The following is a 22,831-nucleotide window of genomic DNA, read 5'->3' on the forward strand; positions in this document are numbered from 1 at the left end:
TTTCAAAAATCGGCAGATTGACACTTTAGGAGATTCTATTCATTTTGAAATTACATTTTGCGGAAACTCAAGAAAAAGGAAAAAGAGTTCTGGTTCTGGTAAAAGAAAGGAAAAGCTTGCATATGATGGCTGAAGAAAAAATCAAAAATCCGACTATGACAGCAAACCCGATTTTGCTTCAGAAAAAATATGCTTGTGTTATTGAATGTTTTGCTAAACAGCAGGGATTTTCACTGGATACGGCATTGGGATTATTTTATCATTCTGAAGTCTATCAGTTAATGCGTGACGGTGTTTCTGATATGCACTGCATGAGTGATTTGTATCTTGCAGAGGAATTAAGACTGGAATATCAGATGAAATAATAAAAAGGCTATGCACTGCGTAGCAAATTGAGAGGGAGGTGTTACTATGACCATAGAAGAAATTCTTGCAGGGGAATCGAAGAATGTGGAGTTTAAAGAGAACCTGCCGGAGAAAAGTATCAAATATATGAAGTCTGTGGTTGCTTTTGCAAATGGAACCGGAGGAAAAATCATCTTCGGAATTGCCGATAAAACCAGAGAGGTTGTTGGCTTTGACAAGGAAGAGGTGTTCAAGAAAATGGATGCCATTGCCAATGCCGTATCAGACAGCTGTGAACCGGCAATCATCCCGGATATTACTTTACAGACGGTTGATGGTAAGACTGTCATCGTGGTAGAGGTTTCTGAGGGCAGACAACGTCCATATTATATCAAAGCTCTTGGTAGAGATGGTGGTGTGTATGTCCGTGTTGCCGGAACTACCCGCCTTGCCGATGAGTATATGGTAAAGGAGTTGTTGTTTGAGGGCAGTAACCGCTACTATGATCAGGCTTTATGTACTGGGTTAAATGTTACAGAGGAAGATATAGATGCCCTTTGCAAAGCTATGAAAGAGCAGGCTGTCAGAAATGCCCGTACAGAGGAACAGAAAGCAGTGATTAAAGATGTAGGCAGACAGCAGTTGCGCTCCTGGGGCATTTTGATTGAGCGTGAGGGAAAAGATTATCCGTCTAATGCTTTTGCTATTTTGACTGGTAACGTAGGACTTCATGTTGCAACCCAATGTGGTGTGTTCAAAGGGACAACGAAAGCAGTATTTGTTGACCGTAGAGAATATACCGGTCCGCTTTGGGAACAGATAGACGAAGCATTTCAGTTTGTTTTGAGAAATATTCATCTGGGTGCTACAATTGTGGGAATTTATCGCCAGGATGTTTATGAGATTCCACCAGATGCCATTCGTGAGTTGATTATCAATGCTATGGTACATCGTAGTTATCTGGATCATGGTACGATACAGGTTGCGGTATATGACAACCGATTGGAAATCACTTCTCCGGGAAAGCTGCCAATGGGACAAACGATGGAGCGTATGAAAGAAGGCTATTCTAAAATCAGAAATGAAGCCCTTGCCCATGCGTTTGCCTATATGAACCTGATTGAGCATTGGGGGAGCGGCATTCCGAGAATTATTGATAAAGTAAAAGCTGCCGGATTGCGGGAGCCGGAGTTTATTGGTGGCGAAGTAGATTTGCGTATCAATATTTATAGAGGTCAGGTTGATACAAATAACGCCATGATTAATGCCAATGGCACTGGAAATGGCATTAATGGCGTTAATGATACCGAAAATGGCACTAATAGTATTGAAGTGCCGCTTAATAAGGAACAGACGCAGATAGAAAAATTGTTGCAGCTTATAGAGAAAAATCCGTCTGCAACACAGTCATATTACGCAGAGGAGATAGGCGTGTCAAAAAGAACGGTTTCTCGAATGTTCGCTTCTTTACAGGAAAAAGGTAGATTAGTACAGAACGGAACTAAGCGAAAAGCAAATTGGATAATTATAAGGTAGGAGGAGCAAGCATGGATACAGACAAAGTAATACAGGATTTAAATCGCAGGTTCGCGGCTCCTCTGCCAGAATTTTACCAGCGTCGTATTATCTTCTGGTACGATGAAGATAAGGAATTTGAGGATAAACTGGATGAAGTGGTTTTGGAAAATGCAAAGGTGATTGCACTGACTGGAAATAATGCGTTTTCTGTAAAAAAATTACTTTCAATAGATGATTTGACCACAAATTATCTGGTTTACAGTCCGTGTGTCTATAACCGCCCAGATGATAACTGGCTTCTGGACGTGGAGCTTTACAGCGAAGAGTTTCGGGCGGATCTGATTTCTATTTGGATGGATGAGATGGGGCTTATATCAAATCCGGCAATGAGGAAACAGGTTAAAAATTATCGTGCTTACTTCAATGCGAAAGACCGTCGTTTGAAAGTTAGTACACAGAATAAAGTTCCGGAAACACCGGCACAGTTACACATGGCTGTCATGGCGGCAATCTGTGGATTGAAAGATGCACAGCCCAATATGATTCTCCGTAGTGTGTTCCAGGCGGGACTGGATTTGAATAATAATACGGTTTATCAGGATTTTGTAAAATATCATGCAGACGCAGCTTTTTGGGCGATGGTTCGTCAGGGATGTGGATTTGTGGAGGAAGAACCAGACCTTGGGCAGTTGGCAATTCATCTGCTTTTAACTGCAGCGACCCGTACCATGCGGCAGGAATATCTTGCCGGACTGGACGGCTTTATTTCTATGCCACATCAGGCATATTGCTATGATTTTATTTCTGAATGGCTTCATAGTGATAACATTCCGCAATTATATGATGTGGCACGTTATGTTGAGGATGAAGCTCGTCTTCATCAGCGCTTTGAAAAGCTGACGGTAGAGGATTTGGTAGGAACAGAGTGCTTTCCGTGTATTAACGAAGTGATTCTGACAAAGATAATGACAGAGATCAGTGACCATATCATTGATGTGGATACCATTACGAATACCGTTGAAAAACGGAGAACTTGTGTATGGTATGAGCCATTTGAGAATTTTTATGACGGTATCTTACAAGTGGCGAATATGCAAAGTTTCTTTAAGGAACATTCTGCCGGATTCCATACCGCAGAAGCGAAAAGTATCTGGAAAGAATATACAGAGAGTTACTATCAGATGGACACTTATTACCGTTTGTTCCATCTTAGTTTTCAAAAGAGTTTGGAGACTTCCAATATTCTGCTAGATGATCTATTCAAGCACGTTGTCGATAAAGTGGAAGGACTCTATAATCATTGGTTCTTAGGTGAGTTGGGCAACAACTGGTCGGATGTATGTGCGGATGAACTGGAAATTTACGGTAAAGTTCTGGAAGTACCGCAACAGGAGGATTTTTACCGTTCACGTATCCAAACCTCGGATACGAAAGTATTTGTAATTATCTCAGATGCCATGCGTTATGAAGTGGCGGCTACGATGGCAGATCAGCTTCAGCGAGAAACGCAAAGTAAGGTTTCTATCAGCAGTATGCAGAGCATTTTCCCTTCTACTACAAAGTTTGGTATGGCAGCTTTGTTGCCGCACAAAGAATTGACAGTAGAGGTTCGGAACGATATTTTGACGGTTTTGGCAGATGGACAGTCTACGGCAAGTACTTATAGGGACAAGGTTCTGAAAACAGAAGATTCGGCAAGCGTGGCCTTAAAGTATAATGACATCATTGCTATGAAACGAGCGGAAAGAAGTGCTTTGGTAAAAGGTATGGATGTGGTCTATATTTACCACGATACCATTGATGAAGCCAGCCACACTTCGGATACTGCTGTTTTTGCTGCGTGTGACAAGGCGATTTCAGAATTGAAGAATCTTGTGCGTATCATTGTAAATGAATTTGGTGGAACGAATATTCTAATTACGGCAGATCATGGATTTCTTTATACATACAGTCCTTTGAAGGAAGAGGACAAAGTAGATAAAAGAGGTTTTTTTGATGTGGATGTAACAAACTCTGACATTACAAAAAAAGAAAGCATCAAGCGGTGTGTAGAATATGGCAGAAGATATGCAATTATGCAGAAAGGTGTGCAACCAGATTACTTGATGCCTGTAAAATTCCTGGGAGGAAATACAGAATTTGATGGATTTGCACCGAGAGAAAGTATTCGTATCAAAATGAATGGTGGCGGAATGAATTTTGTGCATGGTGGTATCAGTTTGCAGGAAATGGTTGTTCCGGTGATTGAGTATCATTATCTCCGCAACGATTCTATGGAATATAAGCGAAATAAGCAGAAATATGATACCAAGCCGGTAACGGTCAAGTTACTGTCCGCAAACCGTAAAATCAGCAATATGATTTTTTCATTGAACTTCTATCAAAAAGATGCAGTCAGTACAAACCGTGAAGCAGCAATCTATCAGGTTTACTTTACAGATGAGGATGGCAAGCAGATTAGCGATGTTCAGAAGATTATTGCAGATAAGACCAGCGATAACGGTGCAGAAAGAACTTTCCGTTGTCAGTTTAATTTGAAATCTCTGAAATACAGCAATACAGCTACTTATTATCTGGTAATTGCAGATGAACAGGGATTACAGATGCCACAGCGGGAGCCATTCCAGATTGACATCGCTTTTGCGGTGGACGAGTTTGATTTTTTTAGTTAATGCCGCAGGAGGAGAGAAAGATGGAGCAATTTACAGAGGGTGAAAGTACCCGTGAAGAAATAAAGAACAAGCTCCGTCAGAACTTTGACGGTAAGATTGTTCGGAAAGACCTGACAAAGAAAATCAAAGAAGGGGCGAATGTCCCAGTGTATGTTCTTGAGTTCTTGTTGGGACAGTATTGCAGTTCAGATGATGAGACTGTTATAGAGAAAGGTGTACAGAATGTGAAGCGTATTCTTGCTGACAACTTTGTACGTCCGGATGAATCACAGAAGATTCTGTCTCAGTTGCGAAAAAAAGGTAGTCACACGATCATTGATATGGTGACTGTTCGACTGGATATGAAAAAGGATTGCTTTTTTGCAGAGTTTTCTAATTTGGGCATTGGTAATGTACCGATTGCCGATGAATATCCAGAAAAATTTGATCGCCTGCTCTGTGGCGGTATCTGGTGTATTGTTCAGCTGGATTATGAGGTTGAAGGTGACAATAACTTTGGCATTGAGGATATTGATGGGAATCCGCTTCGTTCCAAACAGAAAAAGCAAAAAGATATTTCTCCGATCAGTATCCGTAAGCTGACACCAATCCAGATGCCGCACATTGATATTGACGAGTTGAAGCAGGGACGAAAAGCCTTTACCAAAGATGAGTGGCTGGATATTCTTCTCCGTTCTATCGGCATGGAGCCGGATGAATTTACATACCGTGAGAAATGGCTGCTCCTGACCCGTATGATTCCATTGGTTGAGAACAATTTTAACCTTTGTGAGTTGGGACCGAGAAGCACTGGTAAGTCCCATCTCTACAAAGAGATTTCTCCCAACAGTATTTTGATTTCCGGTGGACAGACGACCGTTGCAAACCTCTTTTACAATATGGGACGCAAAACAGTCGGCTTGGTCGGATTGTGGGACTGCGTTGCTTTTGATGAAGTGGCAGGTATCAAGTTCAAGGATAAAGATGGCATTCAGATTATGAAGGATTACATGGCATCCGGCTCTTTTGCCCGTGGCAAAGAAGAAAAAGCTGCTACTGCGTCCATGGTATTTGTGGGAAATATCAATCAGAGTGTGGACGTGCTGTTGAAAACGTCCAGTCTGTTTGCACCTTTCCCGCAGGAAATGGGAACAGATACAGCATTTCTTGATCGTATGCACTGTTATCTTCCAGGCTGGGAGATACCGAAGTTCAGACCGGAGCATTTTACTGATGATTACGGTTTTATCAGTGATTATCTGGCTGAATTTATCCGAGAACTTCGTAAGGAACAATATGGTGACGCATTTGACCACTATTTTCGTCTGGGAAGAAACCTGAATCAGCGTGATACCATTGCAGTCCGCCGCTTGGTAGACGGTTATCTGAAGCTGATGTACCCGAATGGTGAATTTACCAAAGAGGAATTGGAAGAAGTTATTCAGATTGCATTGGAAATGCGTCGCCGTGTCAAGGAGCAATTGAAAAAGCTGGGCGGTATGGAGTTTTATGATGTGAATTTCTCCTATATCGACCTGGAGGATATGTCAGAACATTATGTTTCTATACCGGAGCAAGGTGGCGGTAAGCTGATACCGGATGGAATGTGTAATCCGGGACAGGTTTATACCGTATCCAGAGGAAAAAGTGGCATGATTGGTGTATTCCGTTTGGAAAGTCAGATGCTTCCAGGCAATGGCAAAATTGAACGGACTGGCTTAGGCAGTGATTCTAAATGCAAGGAAGCGGTGAACACGGCATTTAATTATCTGAAAGCCAACGGCAATCGGATCAGTGGCTCTATCAGCACCTCGACCAAGGATTACATCATCAATTATCAGGATTTGCAGGGTATCGGTATGACAGACAAATTGGCACTTCCAACATTGATTGCACTTTGTTCGATTGCCCTTGGAAAGCCTGTTGTCAGCAACTTGGCAGTGTTGGGAGATATAACAATTAGTGGCACAATGATAAAGGTGGATGAACTTGCAAACACGCTTCAAGTGTGCTTGGATAGCGGTGCAAAGAAGGTGCTGATACCAAGTACCTCATTTGTTGATTTTGCAAGCGTTCCGGCTGATCTGATGAGTGCATTTCAGCTGATTCCGTATCAGAGTGCGGAAGATGCGGTGTTTAAGGCGTTGGGGGTAGAGTAATATAAGGAGGGATAAAATGTTTGAATCAGGGCTTGAATTTTTAAGGGCAGATTTTCATCTGCATACACAAAAAGATAAAGAATTTTCATATAGTGGTGAACCAAATGATTTTGTGAAATCATATATTTCGGCATTGAAACAAGCTAATATTTCTGTTGGAGTTATTACCAATCATAATAAATTTGACAAAGATGAATATAAAGCCTTAAAAAGGGTAGCAAGCAAAGAAAAAATATTTATATTACCTGGTGTAGAATTGCCTGTTAAAGAGGGAGCTAATGGTATACATACTCTTATAGTTTTTAATCCTGATGAATGGTTAGAAAATGGCAATAATCACATTCAAACATTTTTAACAGCCGCATTTGCAACAATATCTAATCCTGAAAATAGAAATACAAAATGTTGTTATGATTTAAAAAGCACATTGGAAAAACTGGAGGAGTATGGAAAAGATTATTTTGTAATATTTGCCCATGTTGATCAAGGCAGTGGTTTGTTTAACGAATGTGGAGGCGGTCTTTTAGAATCGCTCTCAGGGCTTGCTCCGTTTAGAAAACGAGTTTTAGGAATACAAAAATCGAGGACAAGGGATAATATAAATAAATTTAATCGTTGTTTTGGATATATTCCAGCTCTTATAGAAGGATCGGATCCTAAATCATTGAAAGATATTGGAAAAGGCGATAAACAAACATATTTAAAAATCGGAGAATATTCATATGCGGCGATTAAATTTGCATTACAGGACTATAAAAGTAGAGTTGCTGAATCATTACCGGAAAGAAGACATGGGTATATTGAATCTATAAGTTTTCAAGGCGGAAAATTTGATGGTCAGACTATTAGATTTTCATCAGAGCTTAATTCGTTAATTGGAATTCGCGGAAGTGGAAAGTCGTCTGTGCTTGAAGCAATTCGTTATATATTTGATTTACCGTTGCAAACAGATAAAGAATATAAAGAATCACTGATAAAAAATATTTTTGGCTCAGGAGGAAAAGCAACATTATCTGTTGTTGATAAACATGGCAAACATTATATTGTTAGTCGTATATACGGAGAACAGAGTAATGTTATAGATGAAAATGGACTTGACTTAAATATACAACCGTCAAGCTTGTTTGATGGAATTCAATATTTTGGGCAAAAAGATCTATCAAATAGTGCTGATCATGAAAATGGTCTTCTTGAGATATTGGTTGGTGGAAAAATAGGGAAAAGTGCAGAAATAACATCTTGTGTGAAGGAGTTGACAACATCGGTTTCTCAATTATTAGATGCGAATAAAATTCCAGAGCAGATTGAGGAATACAAAATTAAAAAATCTGAAGTTGAGCATAAAATGTCTATTTACAAGGAAAAAGGCGTTGCAGAAAAATTAAAAAAACAAACTGGATACACAACAGATAAAGCAAAGTTGGATTCTGTAAAAGGACGAATTGATTCAGCAGTACGAGAATTAAAAAAGTGTTATGATAATAATAAAGATGTGACTTTAGGCTTGCAGGGCGTGGAAAGTGTTTATAATTCTGATATTATAAAGAAGGCAAGTGATATTTTAAGTGCAATTGGAAATGAAATTTTAAAAATTGGAGAGGCCGTCACGCAGATAGAAAGTAATTCGTTAGAATTTGCAGATGTAGTGGAAATGTTATCGAAAAAAATAGATGGATTATCTGATGAATTTGCTGAAATAAAAAGAGAAATCAAAGATGATACGTTAGATATTGATGGATTTGTCAAAATGACAGAAGAGCTGGAAAAATATAAAGAGAATTTAAAGCAACTAGATGAACGAGCTAAATCCAAAAAACAAATAGAAAGTGCATTCAAGAAAGCAATGCGTGAAAGAAATGATATATTATTAGAACAATTCAATGCATATAAACTTGAAATTCAGAAAATTAATGAATCACAAAATGAATTAAAAATCACTATTGATTTTAAAGGTGACAGAGATAATTTTAAATCACAGATGAAGACTGATTTTAGGGGGTCAGGTATTTCTGAAATAAAATATCAATACTTATGTGACACGTTTAGAGATTATGTGGAGCTTATAGAAGACTGGATATTATGTGATGGTATGAAAATCAAGGAAATTATTTCATCCTCAGAATATACAAAGCTTGATAAAAAATTGCAAGATCAGTATGCGGATCTTCTGAAGAATCAGGTTTCCAATAATGTTGAAATATATTATCATGACAAATTATTACGACACCATTCAATAGGGCAGCGTGCGTCAGCTCTTATATTGTTTATACTCATGCAGTCTGATAATGATATTATTCTTATAGATCAGCCAGAAGATGATTTGGATAATAAAATTATTTACGATGAAGTAATTACAGCAATTGCGAAAAAGAAACAAGATATACAATTTATTTTTGCTACACACAATGCTAACATTCCAGTTCTGGGTGATGCTGAAAGAATTTTTGTGGTTGAGTATCAAGATACAACGATTGATATATCGCAAGGGAATATTGACCTGAAATCTACACATAAGCAAATTGTAGATATTATGGAAGGCGGAGAGGAAGCATTTGATAAAAGGCAATTAATTTATACATCATGGAAATAGATTGCATAGATGATCAGATTAAAAAATCAAGAACAAACAAATATGTATATTCCATATTGGACATAATTTAAGTTTCGCTAAGTTTCACTTATATAGGTGTCTGAGGAAAATTTAATAGGAAAAACATGAAAAAAGCACTGAAAACCGTTGGATTATTGGTTTTTACAGTGCTTTTTCTTTTGCTAAAGAGAAAAAAGCAGTGAATTTAAGTTTTGCTAAGTTTCACTGAGTTCTGATTTTGCAGAGCGCCATTGTTTCTTAGGTTCAAACTTTCCACAATCATCACAGGTATACGGCCAATTGATTTTCCATTCAAAATACTCGTCTCTGGTAATCACACCGGATTTCAGTTCATCCATTCGAACTACCCATTCTTTCAGAAAATCATTCAGAACCCCATAATCAAACCACATACAGACAGGAGCATGGGCAGGCCAGCTATCGTTATCATGGTAGTAAACGGAAGTGTCTGCTACTTCATTACATTTTTCACCAGGAAATTTCCGAGGAAGAAACAGGTGCAGGGCAGATGGATTAAATTCATCCAGCCAGAAAAGCAGTTCCATCATTTCGGAAGCGTCACGTCCAGCGGTATCATAGAGGGTATAAGGATTAACATCAAGAGCCGTAGCCATTTTATCGACCAGATCTTTTTTGGGAACACGAACGCCTTTTTCGTATTGTACAATTCTATGTTGATCGGTCAGTCCGATCTTCTCTGACAGTTCTTTTTGTGTCATTTTCCGGAATGTCCGGATTTTTTTTAGTTTCAGATTAAAATTCATAAAGTCACCTCTGCATTAGTCCTGATAAACATCCATTGAAGATAGTAAAATCAAAAAATGAATAACTATTTGTCCATATTATAACACAAACTAGCAGAAAATCAATAAAAAAGAGTACAAAAAAGAACCTAAAACGCATGAAGTGCTATTGACATTAGCAGTAACGGGGGATATAATGGCATTAAATCAAATAGGTACAAAAATGTATACCTACAAAACTTTTGATTATTGAACCTTGAAAATTGAATGAGCTGTATGGGTGCCTTTCGGGCTTAAAGGTAACACAGGATTCCACCGCTGTATCAGAGAGTAGTATGTGGAAACCGAAGATACTCCGGCAACGGCTGGTATGCTTGAGAAGAAGCTGCCAGTATTCAGAAAGATTTCTGATAGAGGTCAATTGTAACGTTGACACCGCCATATACAAATGGAAGCCAACACGCCGAACAGAATGGAAAATCATCGTAAGAAGTCCAAACAAAAAGTAGATGTACTGACAACGGGCATAACCGCTGTCTGGGAGGTGATGCAGAAGAATACGGAGGAAAGGAGGTATGTGCATCATGAGAAAAACAACAGAGTATAAGGCTGAGAATCGTCTGACGGTAGATATTGAAGGATTAATGGCAATGTTATCCTGCGGAGAAGTAACTGCAAAGAAAATTGCAGACTATGCAGAAGCAAGAGTGATTGTTGGAAGACGTGTTCTTTATAACGTGGATAAGATAAAAAAATATCTTGATGCAATGGCAGTGTAATGAAAGATGAGAGGATAAAATACAACAACTTTCCTTCGGAATGAAAAGTGAAAAGGGAAAAATATTCCTGTAAAAAAGGCAAATAAAAATTAGCATTTTGCAGGAATTTACCCTTGGAAATCATAAAATATTATGTTAATCTGTGAGCAGATATCAGACAGTAAATGACTGGTACCGACAGGACAAAAATCATTCCGAATAACGAAAAATGAAGTGAAAGGAATGATTGATATGGCAAGAAAAGATAATAAAGGCAGAAATTTAAAAACAGGTGAATATCAGCGCCCGGATGGACGTTATGAGTATCGCTACAAGGATGAAATTACCGGAAAGCGTAATTCGATTTATGCAGCTGATCTGGCGAGTCTGCGAGAAATGGAAAAGAAGATCAATAAGGATATGGATGATCTGCTTATTACAGACGCCTCAGTCAAGAAGCTGACCGTAAATACGTTGTTTGAGCGATACATGGCAACAAAGAATATCAAGGAAAGAACGAAAAAGAATTATATCCGTATGTGGGACTACCGGATACGAAATACTTTGGGAAACATTCGTGTTGTGGATTTTAAGACATCTCACGTAAGAACGTTCTTTTCCGCATTATCAGATGAAGGACTGGCACACAGTACGATCAAAGGTCTTTATGGCTTATTGAATCCCAGTTTTGAACTGGCAGTGGAAGACGGGATTATCCGTAAGAATCCGGTAACTGGAACACTTGGAGATTATGGGGCTCCGGCAAAGGAGAAAGAAGCACTGACACTGGAACAACAGGAAAAACTTCTGAAGTTTGTTGAACAGAGTAATGTGTATAAGCCTCATCTTCCAATGATGCAGGTTATGTTTGGGGCTTGCCTGAGAATGAGTGAGACTATCGGCTTAACCTGGTCAGATGTGGATATGAAGAACCGGGAGATTCATGTAGGTGGACAGCTTGTGTATTATGAAGGTGATGAAGGATATTGTTTCCATGATTCAGTAACTAAAACGGATGCAGGAATCAGAGATATTCCTATGACACAGATGGTATATGATGCGTTCCGTAAACAGAGAGAACTGAACCTGATGCTTGGTTTACAGAGTAATGTAGATATTGGTGGACGCAGTGGATTCATCTTCAATACAAAGCATGGACGTCCGATCATGCCGGCGGGAGTGAACAGCTTTCTGAAAAATATTGTCAATGCCTATAATAAGAAAGAAAGCAAACTGGCAGAAGAAGAGAAGCGAGAGCCGGAGCTGATGCCTCCTATTTCATCGCATGGTCGAGTTATAATAAGGACAAGTTAGAAAACTCCAGTAAATACAAGGGGTTGCACTAATTTAGTCCTTATTTTTAACTCCCTGAAAAGGGAAAAATAAAACAGCGCTGTCATTCCAGATTATGAATTATTACAGATCCAGACTGGAAATGGATTTGTGTAAGACAAGAGTAAAAACAACAGAATTATTGTAATTATAGGACTGAATTAGCTCGCACGGAATATAGATTCCGGATGTCTAATTCAGTCCTCTTTTTGATTGACGACGATGAAAGGTGATGAAAAATGGCTAGAATTATTTCTATTGTAAACCAAAAAGGGGGAACGGGAAAATCCGCATGTACAGCTAATTTAGCAGTAGGATTAGCACAAAAGAATATGAAAGTGTTGATTGTAGATGCCGATCCACAGTCTGATGTATCCGCAGGATTTGGATATCGTGATTGTGATGATAGTAATGAAACACTTACAGCTCTTATGGATGCAGTAATGAAAGATGAAGATATTCCTTCAGACTGTTATATCAGACATCAGGCAGAGGGAATAGACATTATCTGTTCTAACATTGGACTGGCAGGTACGGAAGTACAGTTGGTAAATGCAATGAGCAGGGAATATGTATTGAAACAGATATTATATGGTATCAAAGATCAATATGATGTAGTTATCATTGATTGTATGCCATCATTGGGAATGATTACGATTAATGCGCTGGCTGCATCAGATGAAGTCCTCATTCCAGTTGAAGCATCCTACCTGCCAATCAAAGGATTGCAGCAGTTGTTAAAAACAATCGGTAAGGTCCGTAAGCAGATCAATCCGAAGCTGCAAGTCGGAGGTATTTTGTTTACGATGGTCGATGCTCATACGAATGATGCCAGAAATAACATGGAACTTCTCAGAAATGTATATGGAAGTCAAATTCATATCTTTGATAATTATATTCCATTTTCTGTAAGAATGAAGGAAGCAGTCAGAGAAGGACAGAGTATTTTCTCTTATGATCCGAAAGGCAAAGCTACAGAAGCTTATCGGAGAGTGACGGAGGAGGTGTTGAAAGATGCCATCTAAAAAAAGAGCAACTCCCATTTCCTTACAGCCACTTGATGCGTTATTTGGAACAAACGAAGAAACAAACAATGGAATTTGTGAGATAGAAATAGGAAGCCTTCATCCATTTCCAAATCACCCGTTTCAAGTAAAAGATGATAAGAAAATGGAAGAATTATCAGAAAGCATTACACAATATGGCGTGTTGGTTCCTGGTATTGTGCGATTGAGAGAGTCCGGTGGTTATGAGCTGGTAGCTGGTCATAGGCGAAAACGAGCATGTGAACTTGCGGGATTAGAGAAAATGCCTGTTATCATCAAAGATCTTACAGATGATGAAGCGACGGTGATCATGGTAGATTCCAACATTCAACGAGAAGAGCTGTTGATCAGTGAAAAGGCATTCGCTTATAAAATGAAATATGAGGCGTTAAAGCGTCAGGGAAAACGGTCTGATTTAACTTCTTGCCAAGTTGGCAAGAAGTTGGCGGCAGAAGAAGTCAGTCAGAATACAGGAGATAGTTCCAGACAGATTCTTCGATATATTCATCTGACAGAGTTAATCGCAGAACTTTTAGAACTGGCAGACGAGAAGAAGCTTCCCTTTAATACAGCTGTTGAAGTTTCATATTTGAGAAGTGAAGAACAACAGATATTGCTTCAGTATATGAGTAATCACAATATGGTACCGTCTATGAAGCAGGCAAAGGAATTGAAGCAGATTTCAAAAGAGCAGATGTTGACATATTCAGAGATTGACCAGATCTGTATGAATGAAAGTACTGAGAAAGTACAGGTACAGATTCCGGCGAAAAAGCTGAAACAGTATTTTCCTGAGTCATATTCTAAAGCTCAGATGGAAGAAGTGATATTTATGCTCCTGGCATCATGGGCAGAAAAACAATAATATGATATGCGAAGTTGGACAGAAGGAATGAAAAGATGATGATAGAAGATGTAATTAAAAAATCAATATTGCCACTGGCATTTATGCTATTCTGGTTCTGGATGGTATCCACCATCATGAAAATCAGTGGACAGACAGACTTATTCTGGTGGATATTTCTTTCCGGACTTCCATTTGGAATACATAAAATGCGGCTGATCCTGATTCCAAAAGGAATGGATATAACAGCAACACTTGGGATGGCTGCATTAAGTGTCATCATTGGAGCTTTGATCGGAAGTATCATGATTCCAGTGTATGTAATCCGTGCGGTATACGTTTTCTTACGATATATCATCGGAAAATAATTGAATATTTGATAAGAGGCAGGCTTGCGAAAATAAAATCGTAAGCTTGCCTCTTTTTTTGTACCCAAAATCAGGCAATTCAGGGGAAATCCCTTTTGCAAATATATATACTTGGAGGATTTTTAAGATGAGAGAGCGAATTGAAAGTAAGCATGTAACAAAGGAAATCAAAAGTCAGATGCCAGTGATTCCGGTGGAAATTGTTAAAGAAAGAGGTTGTACGTTCTGCCCGTATTATCTGGGCAATTATGAGAAACAGCCACGCTGTATGATGAAAACCTGTGCCTGGGATGATGAAAATGAACGTTTCCATCCAGTTCTTCGTGGACTGATTCCATTTTACAAAGAGAAGATGAAAAAAGCAGAAGAGAAGTTCCAGGCAATGAAAAAGATTTACACAACGCTGTTAGGAATGTTTGCCGATGAAATGAAGCAGGAAGAGTTGGAAAAAGATGAATGTTACGGATGTGCCTATGGAAAATGTGGACCATGTATCGGTATCTGTTACAAATCAATGAAAGAATAGGAGGGTTAAGCCAATGAATACAACAGTTATTTCCGGGCGATTGGTAAGAAATCCTGGATACAACGAAGTGGAGAATGAAAAAGGACTTCATAAGATTGCCAAGTTTGTTCTGGCAGTCAGAAGAAATTATTCCGATGAAGTCAGTTTTATTCCGGTAAAGGCTTTTGCAAAGAAAGCAGAATTTGCCAGAGATTATCTGATGCAGGGAACAAAGGTCATGGTGGAAGGCGAGATTGTCACAGGTAATTATGAAGATAAGGATACCGGGAAAAAGATCTATACCACTGAAGTGTATGCAAACCGGATTGAATTTGCAGGTGCAAAAATGGTTGACAGACCACCGTTTCCAGAAGATGCGGAAGGGTTCTTAGAGATCCCAGAGGGCATGGAAGAGGAAATGCCGTTTAGATAGAGGAGGATAAAAGATGGTTTCAGTAGATCAGGCGTATATGGTAGGGCATATGAAAAATGCCGATGGAAGTATCAATAACAAAAATGTAGTGCTGTCAGCAGCATGTGAAGCAGCGGAACTGTTCCAGTGCATGATGTCAGTAAATCAGAAACTGGAGGACTGGCAGAGATTTAACCACACCTTGGAGATGCATCTTAGAAGTGTGGAATGTGAGAAAATCCATGATATCTGTCAGGCGGTATATGGAATGAAACATCCGTCCGATGAACTGGAAGGATTGTATCTGGCAAGAGAGGATGAACAGATATGCCTGCTGTACTATCAGGTATTTGTAGGGATGCTGGAAATCAATATTAATTCAGCCGAAGTGCTGTACAAACAGAAGGAGGAAATAATCAATGAGTAAGATGGAGTATATGCCGGTAGATTGTTTGCAGGTGCCAAAGATGCTGTTCCAGGTGGAAGAATTCAAAAATCTGTCAAATACAGCAAAAATTTTATACAGCTTATTTCTGGATCGTTTGAAATTTGCGGTGCAGAATGGCTGGGTAGATCATAACGGAGATCTGTTTGTTATCTATCCAAAAAGCGAAATGAAGAAAGACCTGAATACGACTCGATATGGCGTAGATCAGGCAGTACAGGAACTTGTTAAGATTGGAAAGCTGGTGCGTATTGTTCAAAACAATGGAAAGGTGAACCATTTTTATATCAATGATATTTATGAAAATGAGATGGAGGAAGAATCAATGATGACATTAGACAGAATTATGGCAAATATGCCGATGGAAGAAAGAGAAATTATCATGGACAAGATGGTGGCAGCATCCAGAGATATTTTGGGAACAATTGCTGATATGGGATATCTGGATGGATATGAGACACCATTGACTCCTATGGAAGAGCGTGGCTATTACGATGAAGAAGGTAATCTTGATATTGATGCCGTAGAAGCCAATGGCTATGAGTTTGGGATGGATCTGGCATTTGGCGTGTTATCTGTTTGTGAAGGAAAGCCTGAACGTGTGCTGGAAATTCAGAAATATGTAAATGAACAGTATGAGTGCTGCTCTAATAAGAAGTTTATGAAAGTTCTGGAAACGATCGCACGAATGAATGGAAACGAGGAGGTTTATATTGAGGATATGTATGCCTGCAACAAAGAAGCAAGGAATTATTATCTGAGTGAGTTAATGATGTGCTTCAACTTTGTGTTTAATGAGATGTGTCATGGAACAGGCAGTGCAGCAGGGTGTGATTTTAATAATGAGGAAGAATAGGAAATAAATTATGGCAGATTTTGAATACTTCAGAGCAGAAGAATCTGACCAGTTTTCTTTTTTTCGGATACCCAAAGCTCTGTTCACAGAAAAAGAATTTGCAAGCCTGTCCACAGACGCAAAGCTCCTTTACGGAATTCTGCTTGATCGAATCAGCCTATCCAAGAAAAATGGCTGGATCGACAGTGATGGTTATGTCTATATCATTTATACGATCGCAGAATTACAGGAGCTGTTGCGAATGTCACATACGACAGTGACAAAGCTTCTTTATGAGCTTGACAGTGTGCATGGGATTGGATTGATTGAACGATACCGGCAGGGAAATAATCGTCCTTCTGTCATATACGTGAAAAATTTTGTGAAACGGATCAGAGGAAAGCCCGTAAGATACTTTGCTTCTGGAACGCCAGAAACTGGAAATCCAGACTGCAAGGAATTGGAAATCCGGATTGCAAGAAACTGGAAGTCCGGAACGCAAAAAAATAGAAGTCCGGACTGCAAGAATCTGGATGGAAGTAATACTAAGATAAATAAGACTGAAAAGAATCATACTGATAAGAGTAAGGGCAATACTCCCGCTTTGGAAGAAAAATTCAGTCAGTATGGTAGATTTAAAAATGTTGTTATGTCGGAAGCTGAACTGCAGGAGCTGATGACGCTATTTCCATGGGATTACCAGAAACGGATTGATCATCTTTCTGTTTATATGAAATCCAGTGGAAAAGAATATCAGAACCATTTTGCAACAATCTGTCTTTGGGCAGAAAGGGATGGAACCAGGATAGGAATGGATAAATATGAATTTCAGGAAGGAGAAAGCCTGTGATGGAAAACAAAGTAGCAGCAGATTATCTGGACGAAGAGGGATGTCTCCATTGTGGCATCTGTGGAAAAAGAAAACAGATGAAAGTCAGTCTGATGGGATTTGAGCATGTAGTGTCCTGTTTGTGCGAATGCGAGGCAAAAGCCAGGCAGGAACTAGATGAGAAGATGCAGTGGGAAGAAGCACAGCGGCAGCTTTATCAGAGAAAATCCGTCGGACTTCGGGAAAGAAGATTCTGGGAATGGAAATTTGAAAATGACAACGGAAGCAACCAGAAGATACTAATTGCCAGGCAGTATGTAGAAAACTGGACAGATATGAAGAGAAAAAATGTAGGATTGCTTTTGATGGGACCTGTTGGAACCGGGAAAAGTTTCTTTGCAGGCTGTATTGCAAATGCACTTTTGGAACAGGGAGAACGTGTCATGATGACAAATTTTTCCAGGATCCTAAATGAAATGACTAGCTATCAGGCAGATAAGAACCTGATTATACAAAATCTTGTGGATTATCCGCTGCTGATTATTGATGACTTGGGAATAGAACGAAATTCCGAGTTTGCTTTGGAGCAGGTCTATAATGTGATAGACAGCCGCTATTGTAAAATGCTTCCGCTGATCGTAACAACGAATCTGGGACTGAATGAAATGAAATCCACAGATTTAGATACTGCCCATCAGCGTATTTATAGCAGAATACTTGAAATGTGTGTTCCCATCTATTGTGGTGGAGAAGATAAGAGAAAAGAAGAAGGGACAGAAAAACTCGTACAGGTGCAGAACCTGATTACCGGTTAATCTGTCTTTTTTCATTAAAGGGGGTGATTGCCATGATTACAGATCTGGACAGCAGTTGAATCACTGAAAGGAGGGAAAAGTCATGCAGGAAGAGGTAACTCAGAAAACGGTCACGTTCTGCATTCGGACTACCAAAGTAACAGCAGATCTATTGAAAAAGGTTCTTGCTGCTTATCTGCGTCATCAGAAGCAGAAATCGGTAGAGAAGAAAGCGAAGAAGAATCAGCCGAAACAGGGAAAGGTCACGGTAAAAGAGCTGGCAAAACAGAATGCCGGGATGGTCAATATCGAGATCACAAATAAGAATATCAAGTCCTTTGAACGCTATGCCAGAAAATACGGGATCAATTATGCTCTGAAAAAAGACAAGAGCAAAGAGCCTCCGGTTTATCTGGTATTTTTCAAGGGACGTGATCAGGACGCCCTCAATGCTGCTTTCCGTGAGTTTTCCCAGAAACAGATTCAAAAAGCGAATAAACCTTCCATTCATAAGCGTCTTGCAGCTTACCGGGCAATGATGCCAAAGAAGACGAAGGACAAAGTAAAGAACCGGCATCAGGAGCAGAGCCGATGAAGAAACAACACAGCAATAAGCTGATGCAGAAGTGGAAGAATAAGGCTGGGGTCAGGCTGTCCGCCCTGGATAAAAAGAAACTGGTTCTTACAAATCTTCCCTATGTTCTGACCGCTTTTTATGCGGACCGGGCATCCTGCTTATACAGGAGCAGTCCCGGAGAAGATATAGGGAACAAACTGTTATATGCGATGGAACATGCAGATCGGATCTTTACAGGGATTCTGCTAAGTTTTGACCTGAGAGACCTATTGGTTGGAGTTACTGTCGCAGTTATTTTGAAACTATTGGTTTGGCAGAAACAGTCAGATGCAAAGAAACTCCGGAAAGGAATCGAGTATGGTTCAGCCAGATGGGGAAACGCTGAGGATATCAAACCTTATATGTCGAAAGATCCATGGATGAACATTCCATTGACAGCAACAGAAGCGTTGACAATGGAAAGCCGACCAAAACAACCGAAATATGCAAGAAATAAAAATATTGTAGTTATCGGCGGCAGTGGTTCCGGTAAGACACGTTTTTTCGTAAAACCATCGGTCATGCAGATGAACTGTTCCATGGTCATTACAGATCCCAAAGGCACTCTGATCGAAGAGTGCGGGAAGATGTTAGCAAAGGGACCGCCGAAGAGGGGTAAAGATGGAAATGTCATCAAAGATAAATCCGGGAAAGTGGTATATGAGCCTTATGTGATTAAGGTTTTGAATACGATCAACTTTTCTAAATCCCTTCATTACAATCCATTTGCTTATATACGGTCTGAAAAAGATATCCTGAAGCTAGTGACAACAATCATTGTAAATACCAAAGGCGAAGGGGAAAAAGCTTCCGAAGATTTTTGGGTGAAAGCAGAGAAATTGCTGTATACAGCACTGATTGCTTTTATCTGGTATGAAGGTGATGAAGAGGAAAAGAATCTGAATACTCTTCTGGATCTTTTGAATGAAAGCGAAACCCGTGAAGAGGATGAAACTTACCAGAATCCAGTGGATATGATGTTCCAGGAACTGGAAGAAAGAGATCCGCAGCACTTTGCGGTCAGACAGTATAAAAAATACAAAATGGCCGCCGGTGTTATAAGCTTGAAGAGACTTCTTAATCACTATTTTTTAAAGAATTGGAGCTCCAACGTGATTAAAAAGTCTCTTGAGGCTTATTTTTTTACCTTAAAGAACAAAATTGTATTTTGTAAAAAACAATTTTAAAACATGTCCGTATTTTGTTTCGTCAGTACAGAGATTGTGTAAGGAACTTTAAAAAGATGACACGAAATCAAAAAAATGCAGTAAGAGGGCTGTAAAAAGACCTCTGAGCATTTCGTTTAGTGTAAAGAACTTTTTTACTTCTTACACGAACTTTGAAAACGAAACAGCCTGCCCGTAGTGATACCAGAACTGAATAGGCATTCAGCGTGTCTTTTCTGGTTAATACGTCCCGGAAACATCAGCACCCGGTACAGGAACGGATATGGGATGAGAACAGGAATTTAATAAACGAAGGAAGGAGGACATCTGACTATGACAGAGAAACAGGGATTCATGACAGCGTTGTATGAACGTCTTAGTCGTGATGATGAATTAAACGGAGAATCCAACAGTATTTCGAATCAGAAGAAACTGCTGGAACAATATGCAAAAGAACATGGATTTACCAATCTTGTTCATTTTACTGATGACGGTATCTCCGGCACAAGATTTGATCGTCCAGGCTTTCTTGCAATGATGAAAGAAGTAGAGTCAGGGAAAGTCGGAACGATCCTGATTAAAGATATGAGCCGAATGGGAAGAGATTATCTGAAAGTCGGACAATATATGGAATTGCTGCGACAGAAGAATGTCCGTCTGATTGCAGTCAACGAAAATGTAGACAGCTTCCGGGAGGACGATGATTTTACTCCATTCCGAAATATCATGAATGAATGGTATGCAAGGGATACCAGTAAAAAGATAAAATCCACTTTCAAGGCGAAAGGGAAATCCGGTAAGCATGTGGCAAGTACAACACCGTATGGGTATCTGAAAGACAAGGATGATCCGAATGTATGGATCGTTGATGAAGAAGCAGCTGTAGTTGTACGGAGAATCTTTCACATGACAATGGATGGATACGGACCATATCAGATTGCTAGGGCACTGAAAGAGGATAAGGTCGAGATACCAGCGGTTCATATGGCAAAGAAAGATGCCGGATTATGGAAAGGCAGAGTAGAAGAAATCAAAGATCCTTATGGCTGGGGCTCTTCTACTGTTGCAGGTATTCTAAAGAAAAGAGAGTATCTTGGTCATACAGTGAACTTCAAGACCAGAAAGCATTTCAAGGATAAGAAAAGCCATTATGTATCTGAGGATAACTGGACAGTGTTTGAGAACACGCAGGAAGCAATCATAGATCAGGAAACTTTTGACAATGTGCAGAGAATCCGAAGCAATGTGAGAAGATATCCAGATGGATGGGGAGAAGCCCACCCACTGACAGGTCTGATGTATTGTGCAGACTGCGGTTCCAAAATGTATGTCCATCGGGTGAATAATGGCAAGCGAGTGCCACAATATACCTGTTCGGCATATTCTAAAGTTCCGGTTGGAACGCTCTGCCAGACACAGCACAGAATCAATGCTGATGTGGTCATGGAACTGATTAGGGAACTTTTAAAGGCTGTTGCGGAATATTCTCAGCTTAACAGGGAAGAGTTCATAGAAACGGTAAAAAAGGCACAGACTTCACAGCAGTCCAGTGAAATTACACGATTAAAAAGCAGACTATCGGAAGCAAAAAAGCGTGTGCAGGAACTGGAAAAACTGATTTGCCGGATTTATGAGGATAACATTCTTGGCAAGCTGCCAGATGAACGCTATGCGATTCTGGATGGGCAGTATTCCAAAGAACAGAAAGAGTTATCCGCAGAGATCGCAGATATGGAAGCAGAGTTATCCAGTTATGAGGAAGGTCGCAGGTCAGCGGAGAAGTTTATTTCACTGGTTGATAAATACCAGAATTTCGATGAACTGACCACCTATATGCTGAATGAATTTGTTGAAAAGATTGTGGTGCATGAGCGTGACCGGAAAGGAAGCGTTGAGACAACACAGGAAGTGGAAATCTATTTTAACTTCATTGGCAGATATTTACCGCCACATTTTGGTGAGGTAGAAATGACACCGGAGGAAATTGAAGAAATGAAGAAACGGGAAGCCAGAAAAGACAGGCTTCACCAGAATTATCTGAAAAGAAAAGCAAATGGAAAACAGCAGGAATATTATGAACGGACAAAGGCAAAAAAGAAAGCGGAGATGGATGCTAAAAAAGAAGAAATCCGGCAGGAAGATATTGCAAAAGGTGTGTTCATTCCAGTATCACTGCTTCCACCTGCAGAACCGAAGAAAGGAGTTGCATCAGCATGAGCAAATTAGAAAGAATCATTCACGATGACAGTAATGGTCTGGATTATATCCTTGTCGGGGAAATCTACCTGCCATTGATCGCAGTGCCGGAAGAAAGAAGAGAGATCGGTTTTTATGGAAGTCTCCACAGAAATTATCTGAAAGACTATAAGAGCGGATTGTATTCCTATCTGACATTGAGCGGAAAACTCTGGACTTACCTTGCAGATCTGAATGAGCGGTGTATGGAACGCAGGGATCTTCTCATGGATCAAATGATGGAACAGGAAGGCATTACAGAAGAATTGAAAAGTAGAGACCAGATGGAATGGGTTCGCCGGGCAAACAATGTAAGAAGCCGGATAGATGAAATTATTTTAAATGAACTGGTGTATGTGTAGGAGGGGCTTATGAGATATCGGATTGAATATGCAGATGGAAGATGCTGTAATTTTGCAAACAGCAGAAAAGATTTGTTGGATTGGCTGAAAGCATTAAAAGATGAAAAAATTGTTGATATCCGTAAAGTATATAAAAATGGTGTTACGGATTCTGTCATGGATAACTACCGCAAGTATCTGGAAAAATAGTTAAGAAGTTAGCAGGTAAAAATATAGATTACGAGATTATCCTGTGATATACTTTAAGAACAAATCTG

At 39.6% G+C, this 22,831-nt stretch carries 22 protein-coding genes; 21 read left to right on the top strand and 1 reads right to left on the bottom strand.

Going from position 1 to position 22,831, the window contains the following annotated elements; genetic code table 11:
* Nucleotides 1-155: 155 nt before the first annotated feature.
* The 5 genes from NSA57_RS16320 to NSA57_RS16340 are packed head-to-tail and all read left to right on the top strand — an operon-like array spanning nt 156 to nt 9,263.
* Complete coding sequence (locus NSA57_RS16320) at nt 156-365, top strand: DUF3791 domain-containing protein (RefSeq protein ID WP_257465475.1); 210 nt, start codon at nt 156-158, stop codon at nt 363-365.
* 46 nt (nt 366-411) lie between these two features.
* A complete protein-coding gene (locus NSA57_RS16325; RefSeq protein ID WP_257465454.1) occupies nt 412-1,881 on the top strand; it encodes an RNA-binding domain-containing protein in 1,470 nt (489 codons plus the stop codon).
* Nucleotides 1,882-1,892: 11 nt separating this feature from the next.
* Nucleotides 1,893-4,535, top strand: a complete 2,643-nt coding sequence (pglZ, locus tag NSA57_RS16330; RefSeq protein ID WP_257465455.1) for a BREX-1 system phosphatase PglZ type A — start codon at nt 1,893-1,895, stop codon at nt 4,533-4,535.
* 20 nt (nt 4,536-4,555) lie between these two features.
* Nucleotides 4,556-6,673 carry a protease Lon-related BREX system protein BrxL gene (gene brxL / locus NSA57_RS16335; protein WP_257465456.1) on the top strand — a complete coding sequence of 706 codons (2,118 nt, stop codon included), beginning with the start codon at nt 4,556-4,558 and terminating at the stop codon, nt 6,671-6,673.
* A 16-nt stretch (nt 6,674-6,689) separates the two neighbouring features.
* The gene (locus NSA57_RS16340) at nt 6,690-9,263 is read left to right on the top strand and encodes a TrlF family AAA-like ATPase (protein WP_257465457.1); all 2,574 of its coding nucleotides are present in this window, start codon (nt 6,690-6,692) and stop codon (nt 9,261-9,263) included.
* A gap of 215 nt (nt 9,264-9,478) precedes the next feature.
* Here the strand turns inward: NSA57_RS16340 and NSA57_RS16345 are convergent, their stop codons facing one another.
* The gene (locus tag NSA57_RS16345; RefSeq protein WP_257465458.1) at nt 9,479-10,048 is read right to left on the bottom strand and encodes a helix-turn-helix domain-containing protein; all 570 of its coding nucleotides are present in this window, start codon (nt 10,046-10,048) and stop codon (nt 9,479-9,481) included.
* Between the two features lie 563 nt (nt 10,049-10,611).
* On the opposite strand from NSA57_RS16345, the gene NSA57_RS16350 reads away from it, so the two are divergent.
* The 16 genes from NSA57_RS16350 to NSA57_RS16425 all read left to right on the top strand — a co-directional run bounded on the left by NSA57_RS16350 (nt 10,612) and on the right by NSA57_RS16425 (nt 22,763).
* A complete protein-coding gene (locus NSA57_RS16350) occupies nt 10,612-10,806 on the top strand; it encodes a hypothetical protein (RefSeq protein WP_002578394.1) in 195 nt (64 codons plus the stop codon).
* Between the two features lie 231 nt (nt 10,807-11,037).
* Nucleotides 11,038-12,099, top strand: a complete 1,062-nt coding sequence (locus NSA57_RS16355; RefSeq protein WP_257465459.1) for an integrase DNA-binding domain-containing protein — start codon at nt 11,038-11,040, stop codon at nt 12,097-12,099.
* A gap of 257 nt (nt 12,100-12,356) precedes the next feature.
* Nucleotides 12,357-13,142 carry a ParA family protein gene (locus tag NSA57_RS16360; protein WP_257465460.1) on the top strand — a complete coding sequence of 262 codons (786 nt, stop codon included), beginning with the start codon at nt 12,357-12,359 and terminating at the stop codon, nt 13,140-13,142.
* Complete coding sequence (locus NSA57_RS16365; protein ID WP_257465461.1) at nt 13,132-14,028, top strand: ParB/RepB/Spo0J family partition protein; 897 nt, start codon at nt 13,132-13,134, stop codon at nt 14,026-14,028. Before NSA57_RS16360 ends, NSA57_RS16365 begins: the two co-directional genes overlap by 11 nt.
* Before the next feature lie 35 nt (nt 14,029-14,063).
* Nucleotides 14,064-14,375, top strand: coding sequence for a DUF6050 family protein (locus NSA57_RS16370; RefSeq protein ID WP_257465462.1), 312 nt, complete (start codon nt 14,064-14,066; stop codon nt 14,373-14,375).
* Nucleotides 14,376-14,502: 127 nt separating this feature from the next.
* Nucleotides 14,503-14,901: a hypothetical protein gene (locus NSA57_RS16375; RefSeq protein WP_257465463.1), complete on the top strand. Its 399-nt coding sequence runs from the start codon at nt 14,503-14,505 to the stop codon at nt 14,899-14,901.
* A 13-nt stretch (nt 14,902-14,914) separates the two neighbouring features.
* Entirely contained in the window at nt 14,915-15,313 is a 399-nt protein-coding gene (locus NSA57_RS16380; RefSeq protein ID WP_005344165.1) for a single-stranded DNA-binding protein, read from the top strand.
* A gap of 13 nt (nt 15,314-15,326) precedes the next feature.
* Nucleotides 15,327-15,719: a hypothetical protein gene (locus tag NSA57_RS16385; RefSeq protein WP_012744317.1), complete on the top strand. Its 393-nt coding sequence runs from the start codon at nt 15,327-15,329 to the stop codon at nt 15,717-15,719.
* Nucleotides 15,712-16,593, top strand: a complete 882-nt coding sequence (locus tag NSA57_RS16390) for a replication initiator protein A (RefSeq protein ID WP_257465464.1) — start codon at nt 15,712-15,714, stop codon at nt 16,591-16,593. The genes NSA57_RS16385 and NSA57_RS16390 overlap by 8 nt, the downstream gene beginning before the upstream one ends.
* A 10-nt stretch (nt 16,594-16,603) precedes the next feature.
* Nucleotides 16,604-17,422, top strand: a complete 819-nt coding sequence (locus NSA57_RS16395) for a replication initiator protein A (protein ID WP_257465465.1) — start codon at nt 16,604-16,606, stop codon at nt 17,420-17,422.
* Nucleotides 17,422-18,216, top strand: coding sequence for an ATP-binding protein (locus NSA57_RS16400; RefSeq protein WP_257465466.1), 795 nt, complete (start codon nt 17,422-17,424; stop codon nt 18,214-18,216). The genes NSA57_RS16395 and NSA57_RS16400 overlap by 1 nt, the downstream gene beginning before the upstream one ends.
* Before the next feature lie 82 nt (nt 18,217-18,298).
* Entirely contained in the window at nt 18,299-18,790 is a 492-nt protein-coding gene (locus tag NSA57_RS16405; RefSeq protein ID WP_062808228.1) for a PcfB family protein, read from the top strand.
* The gene (locus NSA57_RS16410) at nt 18,787-19,998 is read left to right on the top strand and encodes a type IV secretory system conjugative DNA transfer family protein (protein ID WP_306814135.1); all 1,212 of its coding nucleotides are present in this window, start codon (nt 18,787-18,789) and stop codon (nt 19,996-19,998) included. The genes NSA57_RS16405 and NSA57_RS16410 overlap by 4 nt, the downstream gene beginning before the upstream one ends.
* A 312-nt stretch (nt 19,999-20,310) precedes the next feature.
* The gene (locus tag NSA57_RS16415; protein WP_257465467.1) at nt 20,311-22,194 is read left to right on the top strand and encodes a DUF4368 domain-containing protein; all 1,884 of its coding nucleotides are present in this window, start codon (nt 20,311-20,313) and stop codon (nt 22,192-22,194) included.
* A complete protein-coding gene (locus NSA57_RS16420; RefSeq protein WP_257465468.1) occupies nt 22,191-22,574 on the top strand; it encodes a TnpV protein in 384 nt (127 codons plus the stop codon). Before NSA57_RS16415 ends, NSA57_RS16420 begins: the two co-directional genes overlap by 4 nt.
* Before the next feature lie 9 nt (nt 22,575-22,583).
* Nucleotides 22,584-22,763 carry a hypothetical protein gene (locus NSA57_RS16425; protein ID WP_257465469.1) on the top strand — a complete coding sequence of 60 codons (180 nt, stop codon included), beginning with the start codon at nt 22,584-22,586 and terminating at the stop codon, nt 22,761-22,763.
* The last annotated feature ends 68 nt before the right edge of the window (nt 22,764-22,831 follow it).

The sequence above is a fragment of the Blautia caecimuris genome (assembly GCF_024622975.1).
GTDB lineage: Bacteria > Bacillota > Clostridia > Lachnospirales > Lachnospiraceae > Blautia_A > Blautia_A caecimuris.

Excerpts from the sequence above, each read along its gene's own strand:
- NSA57_RS16320 (WP_257465475.1), top strand. The coding sequence starts at position 156 with ATGACAGCAAACCCGATTTTGCTTCAGAAAAAATATGCTTGTGTTATT.
- NSA57_RS16325 (WP_257465454.1), top strand. The coding sequence starts at position 412 with ATGACCATAGAAGAAATTCTTGCAGGGGAATCGAAGAATGTGGAGTTT.
- pglZ (WP_257465455.1), top strand. The coding sequence starts at position 1,893 with ATGGATACAGACAAAGTAATACAGGATTTAAATCGCAGGTTCGCGGCT.
- brxL (WP_257465456.1), top strand. The coding sequence starts at position 4,556 with ATGGAGCAATTTACAGAGGGTGAAAGTACCCGTGAAGAAATAAAGAAC.
- NSA57_RS16340 (WP_257465457.1), top strand. The coding sequence starts at position 6,690 with ATGTTTGAATCAGGGCTTGAATTTTTAAGGGCAGATTTTCATCTGCAT.
- NSA57_RS16345 (WP_257465458.1), bottom strand. The coding sequence starts at position 10,048 with ATGAATTTTAATCTGAAACTAAAAAAAATCCGGACATTCCGGAAAATG.
- NSA57_RS16350 (WP_002578394.1), top strand. The coding sequence starts at position 10,612 with ATGAGAAAAACAACAGAGTATAAGGCTGAGAATCGTCTGACGGTAGAT.
- NSA57_RS16355 (WP_257465459.1), top strand. The coding sequence starts at position 11,038 with ATGGCAAGAAAAGATAATAAAGGCAGAAATTTAAAAACAGGTGAATAT.
- NSA57_RS16360 (WP_257465460.1), top strand. The coding sequence starts at position 12,357 with ATGGCTAGAATTATTTCTATTGTAAACCAAAAAGGGGGAACGGGAAAA.
- NSA57_RS16365 (WP_257465461.1), top strand. The coding sequence starts at position 13,132 with ATGCCATCTAAAAAAAGAGCAACTCCCATTTCCTTACAGCCACTTGAT.
- NSA57_RS16370 (WP_257465462.1), top strand. The coding sequence starts at position 14,064 with ATGATGATAGAAGATGTAATTAAAAAATCAATATTGCCACTGGCATTT.
- NSA57_RS16375 (WP_257465463.1), top strand. The coding sequence starts at position 14,503 with ATGAGAGAGCGAATTGAAAGTAAGCATGTAACAAAGGAAATCAAAAGT.
- NSA57_RS16380 (WP_005344165.1), top strand. The coding sequence starts at position 14,915 with ATGAATACAACAGTTATTTCCGGGCGATTGGTAAGAAATCCTGGATAC.
- NSA57_RS16385 (WP_012744317.1), top strand. The coding sequence starts at position 15,327 with ATGGTTTCAGTAGATCAGGCGTATATGGTAGGGCATATGAAAAATGCC.
- NSA57_RS16390 (WP_257465464.1), top strand. The coding sequence starts at position 15,712 with ATGAGTAAGATGGAGTATATGCCGGTAGATTGTTTGCAGGTGCCAAAG.
- NSA57_RS16395 (WP_257465465.1), top strand. The coding sequence starts at position 16,604 with ATGGCAGATTTTGAATACTTCAGAGCAGAAGAATCTGACCAGTTTTCT.
- NSA57_RS16400 (WP_257465466.1), top strand. The coding sequence starts at position 17,422 with ATGGAAAACAAAGTAGCAGCAGATTATCTGGACGAAGAGGGATGTCTC.
- NSA57_RS16405 (WP_062808228.1), top strand. The coding sequence starts at position 18,299 with ATGCAGGAAGAGGTAACTCAGAAAACGGTCACGTTCTGCATTCGGACT.
- NSA57_RS16410 (WP_306814135.1), top strand. The coding sequence starts at position 18,787 with ATGAAGAAACAACACAGCAATAAGCTGATGCAGAAGTGGAAGAATAAG.
- NSA57_RS16415 (WP_257465467.1), top strand. The coding sequence starts at position 20,311 with ATGACAGAGAAACAGGGATTCATGACAGCGTTGTATGAACGTCTTAGT.
- NSA57_RS16420 (WP_257465468.1), top strand. The coding sequence starts at position 22,191 with ATGAGCAAATTAGAAAGAATCATTCACGATGACAGTAATGGTCTGGAT.
- NSA57_RS16425 (WP_257465469.1), top strand. The coding sequence starts at position 22,584 with ATGAGATATCGGATTGAATATGCAGATGGAAGATGCTGTAATTTTGCA.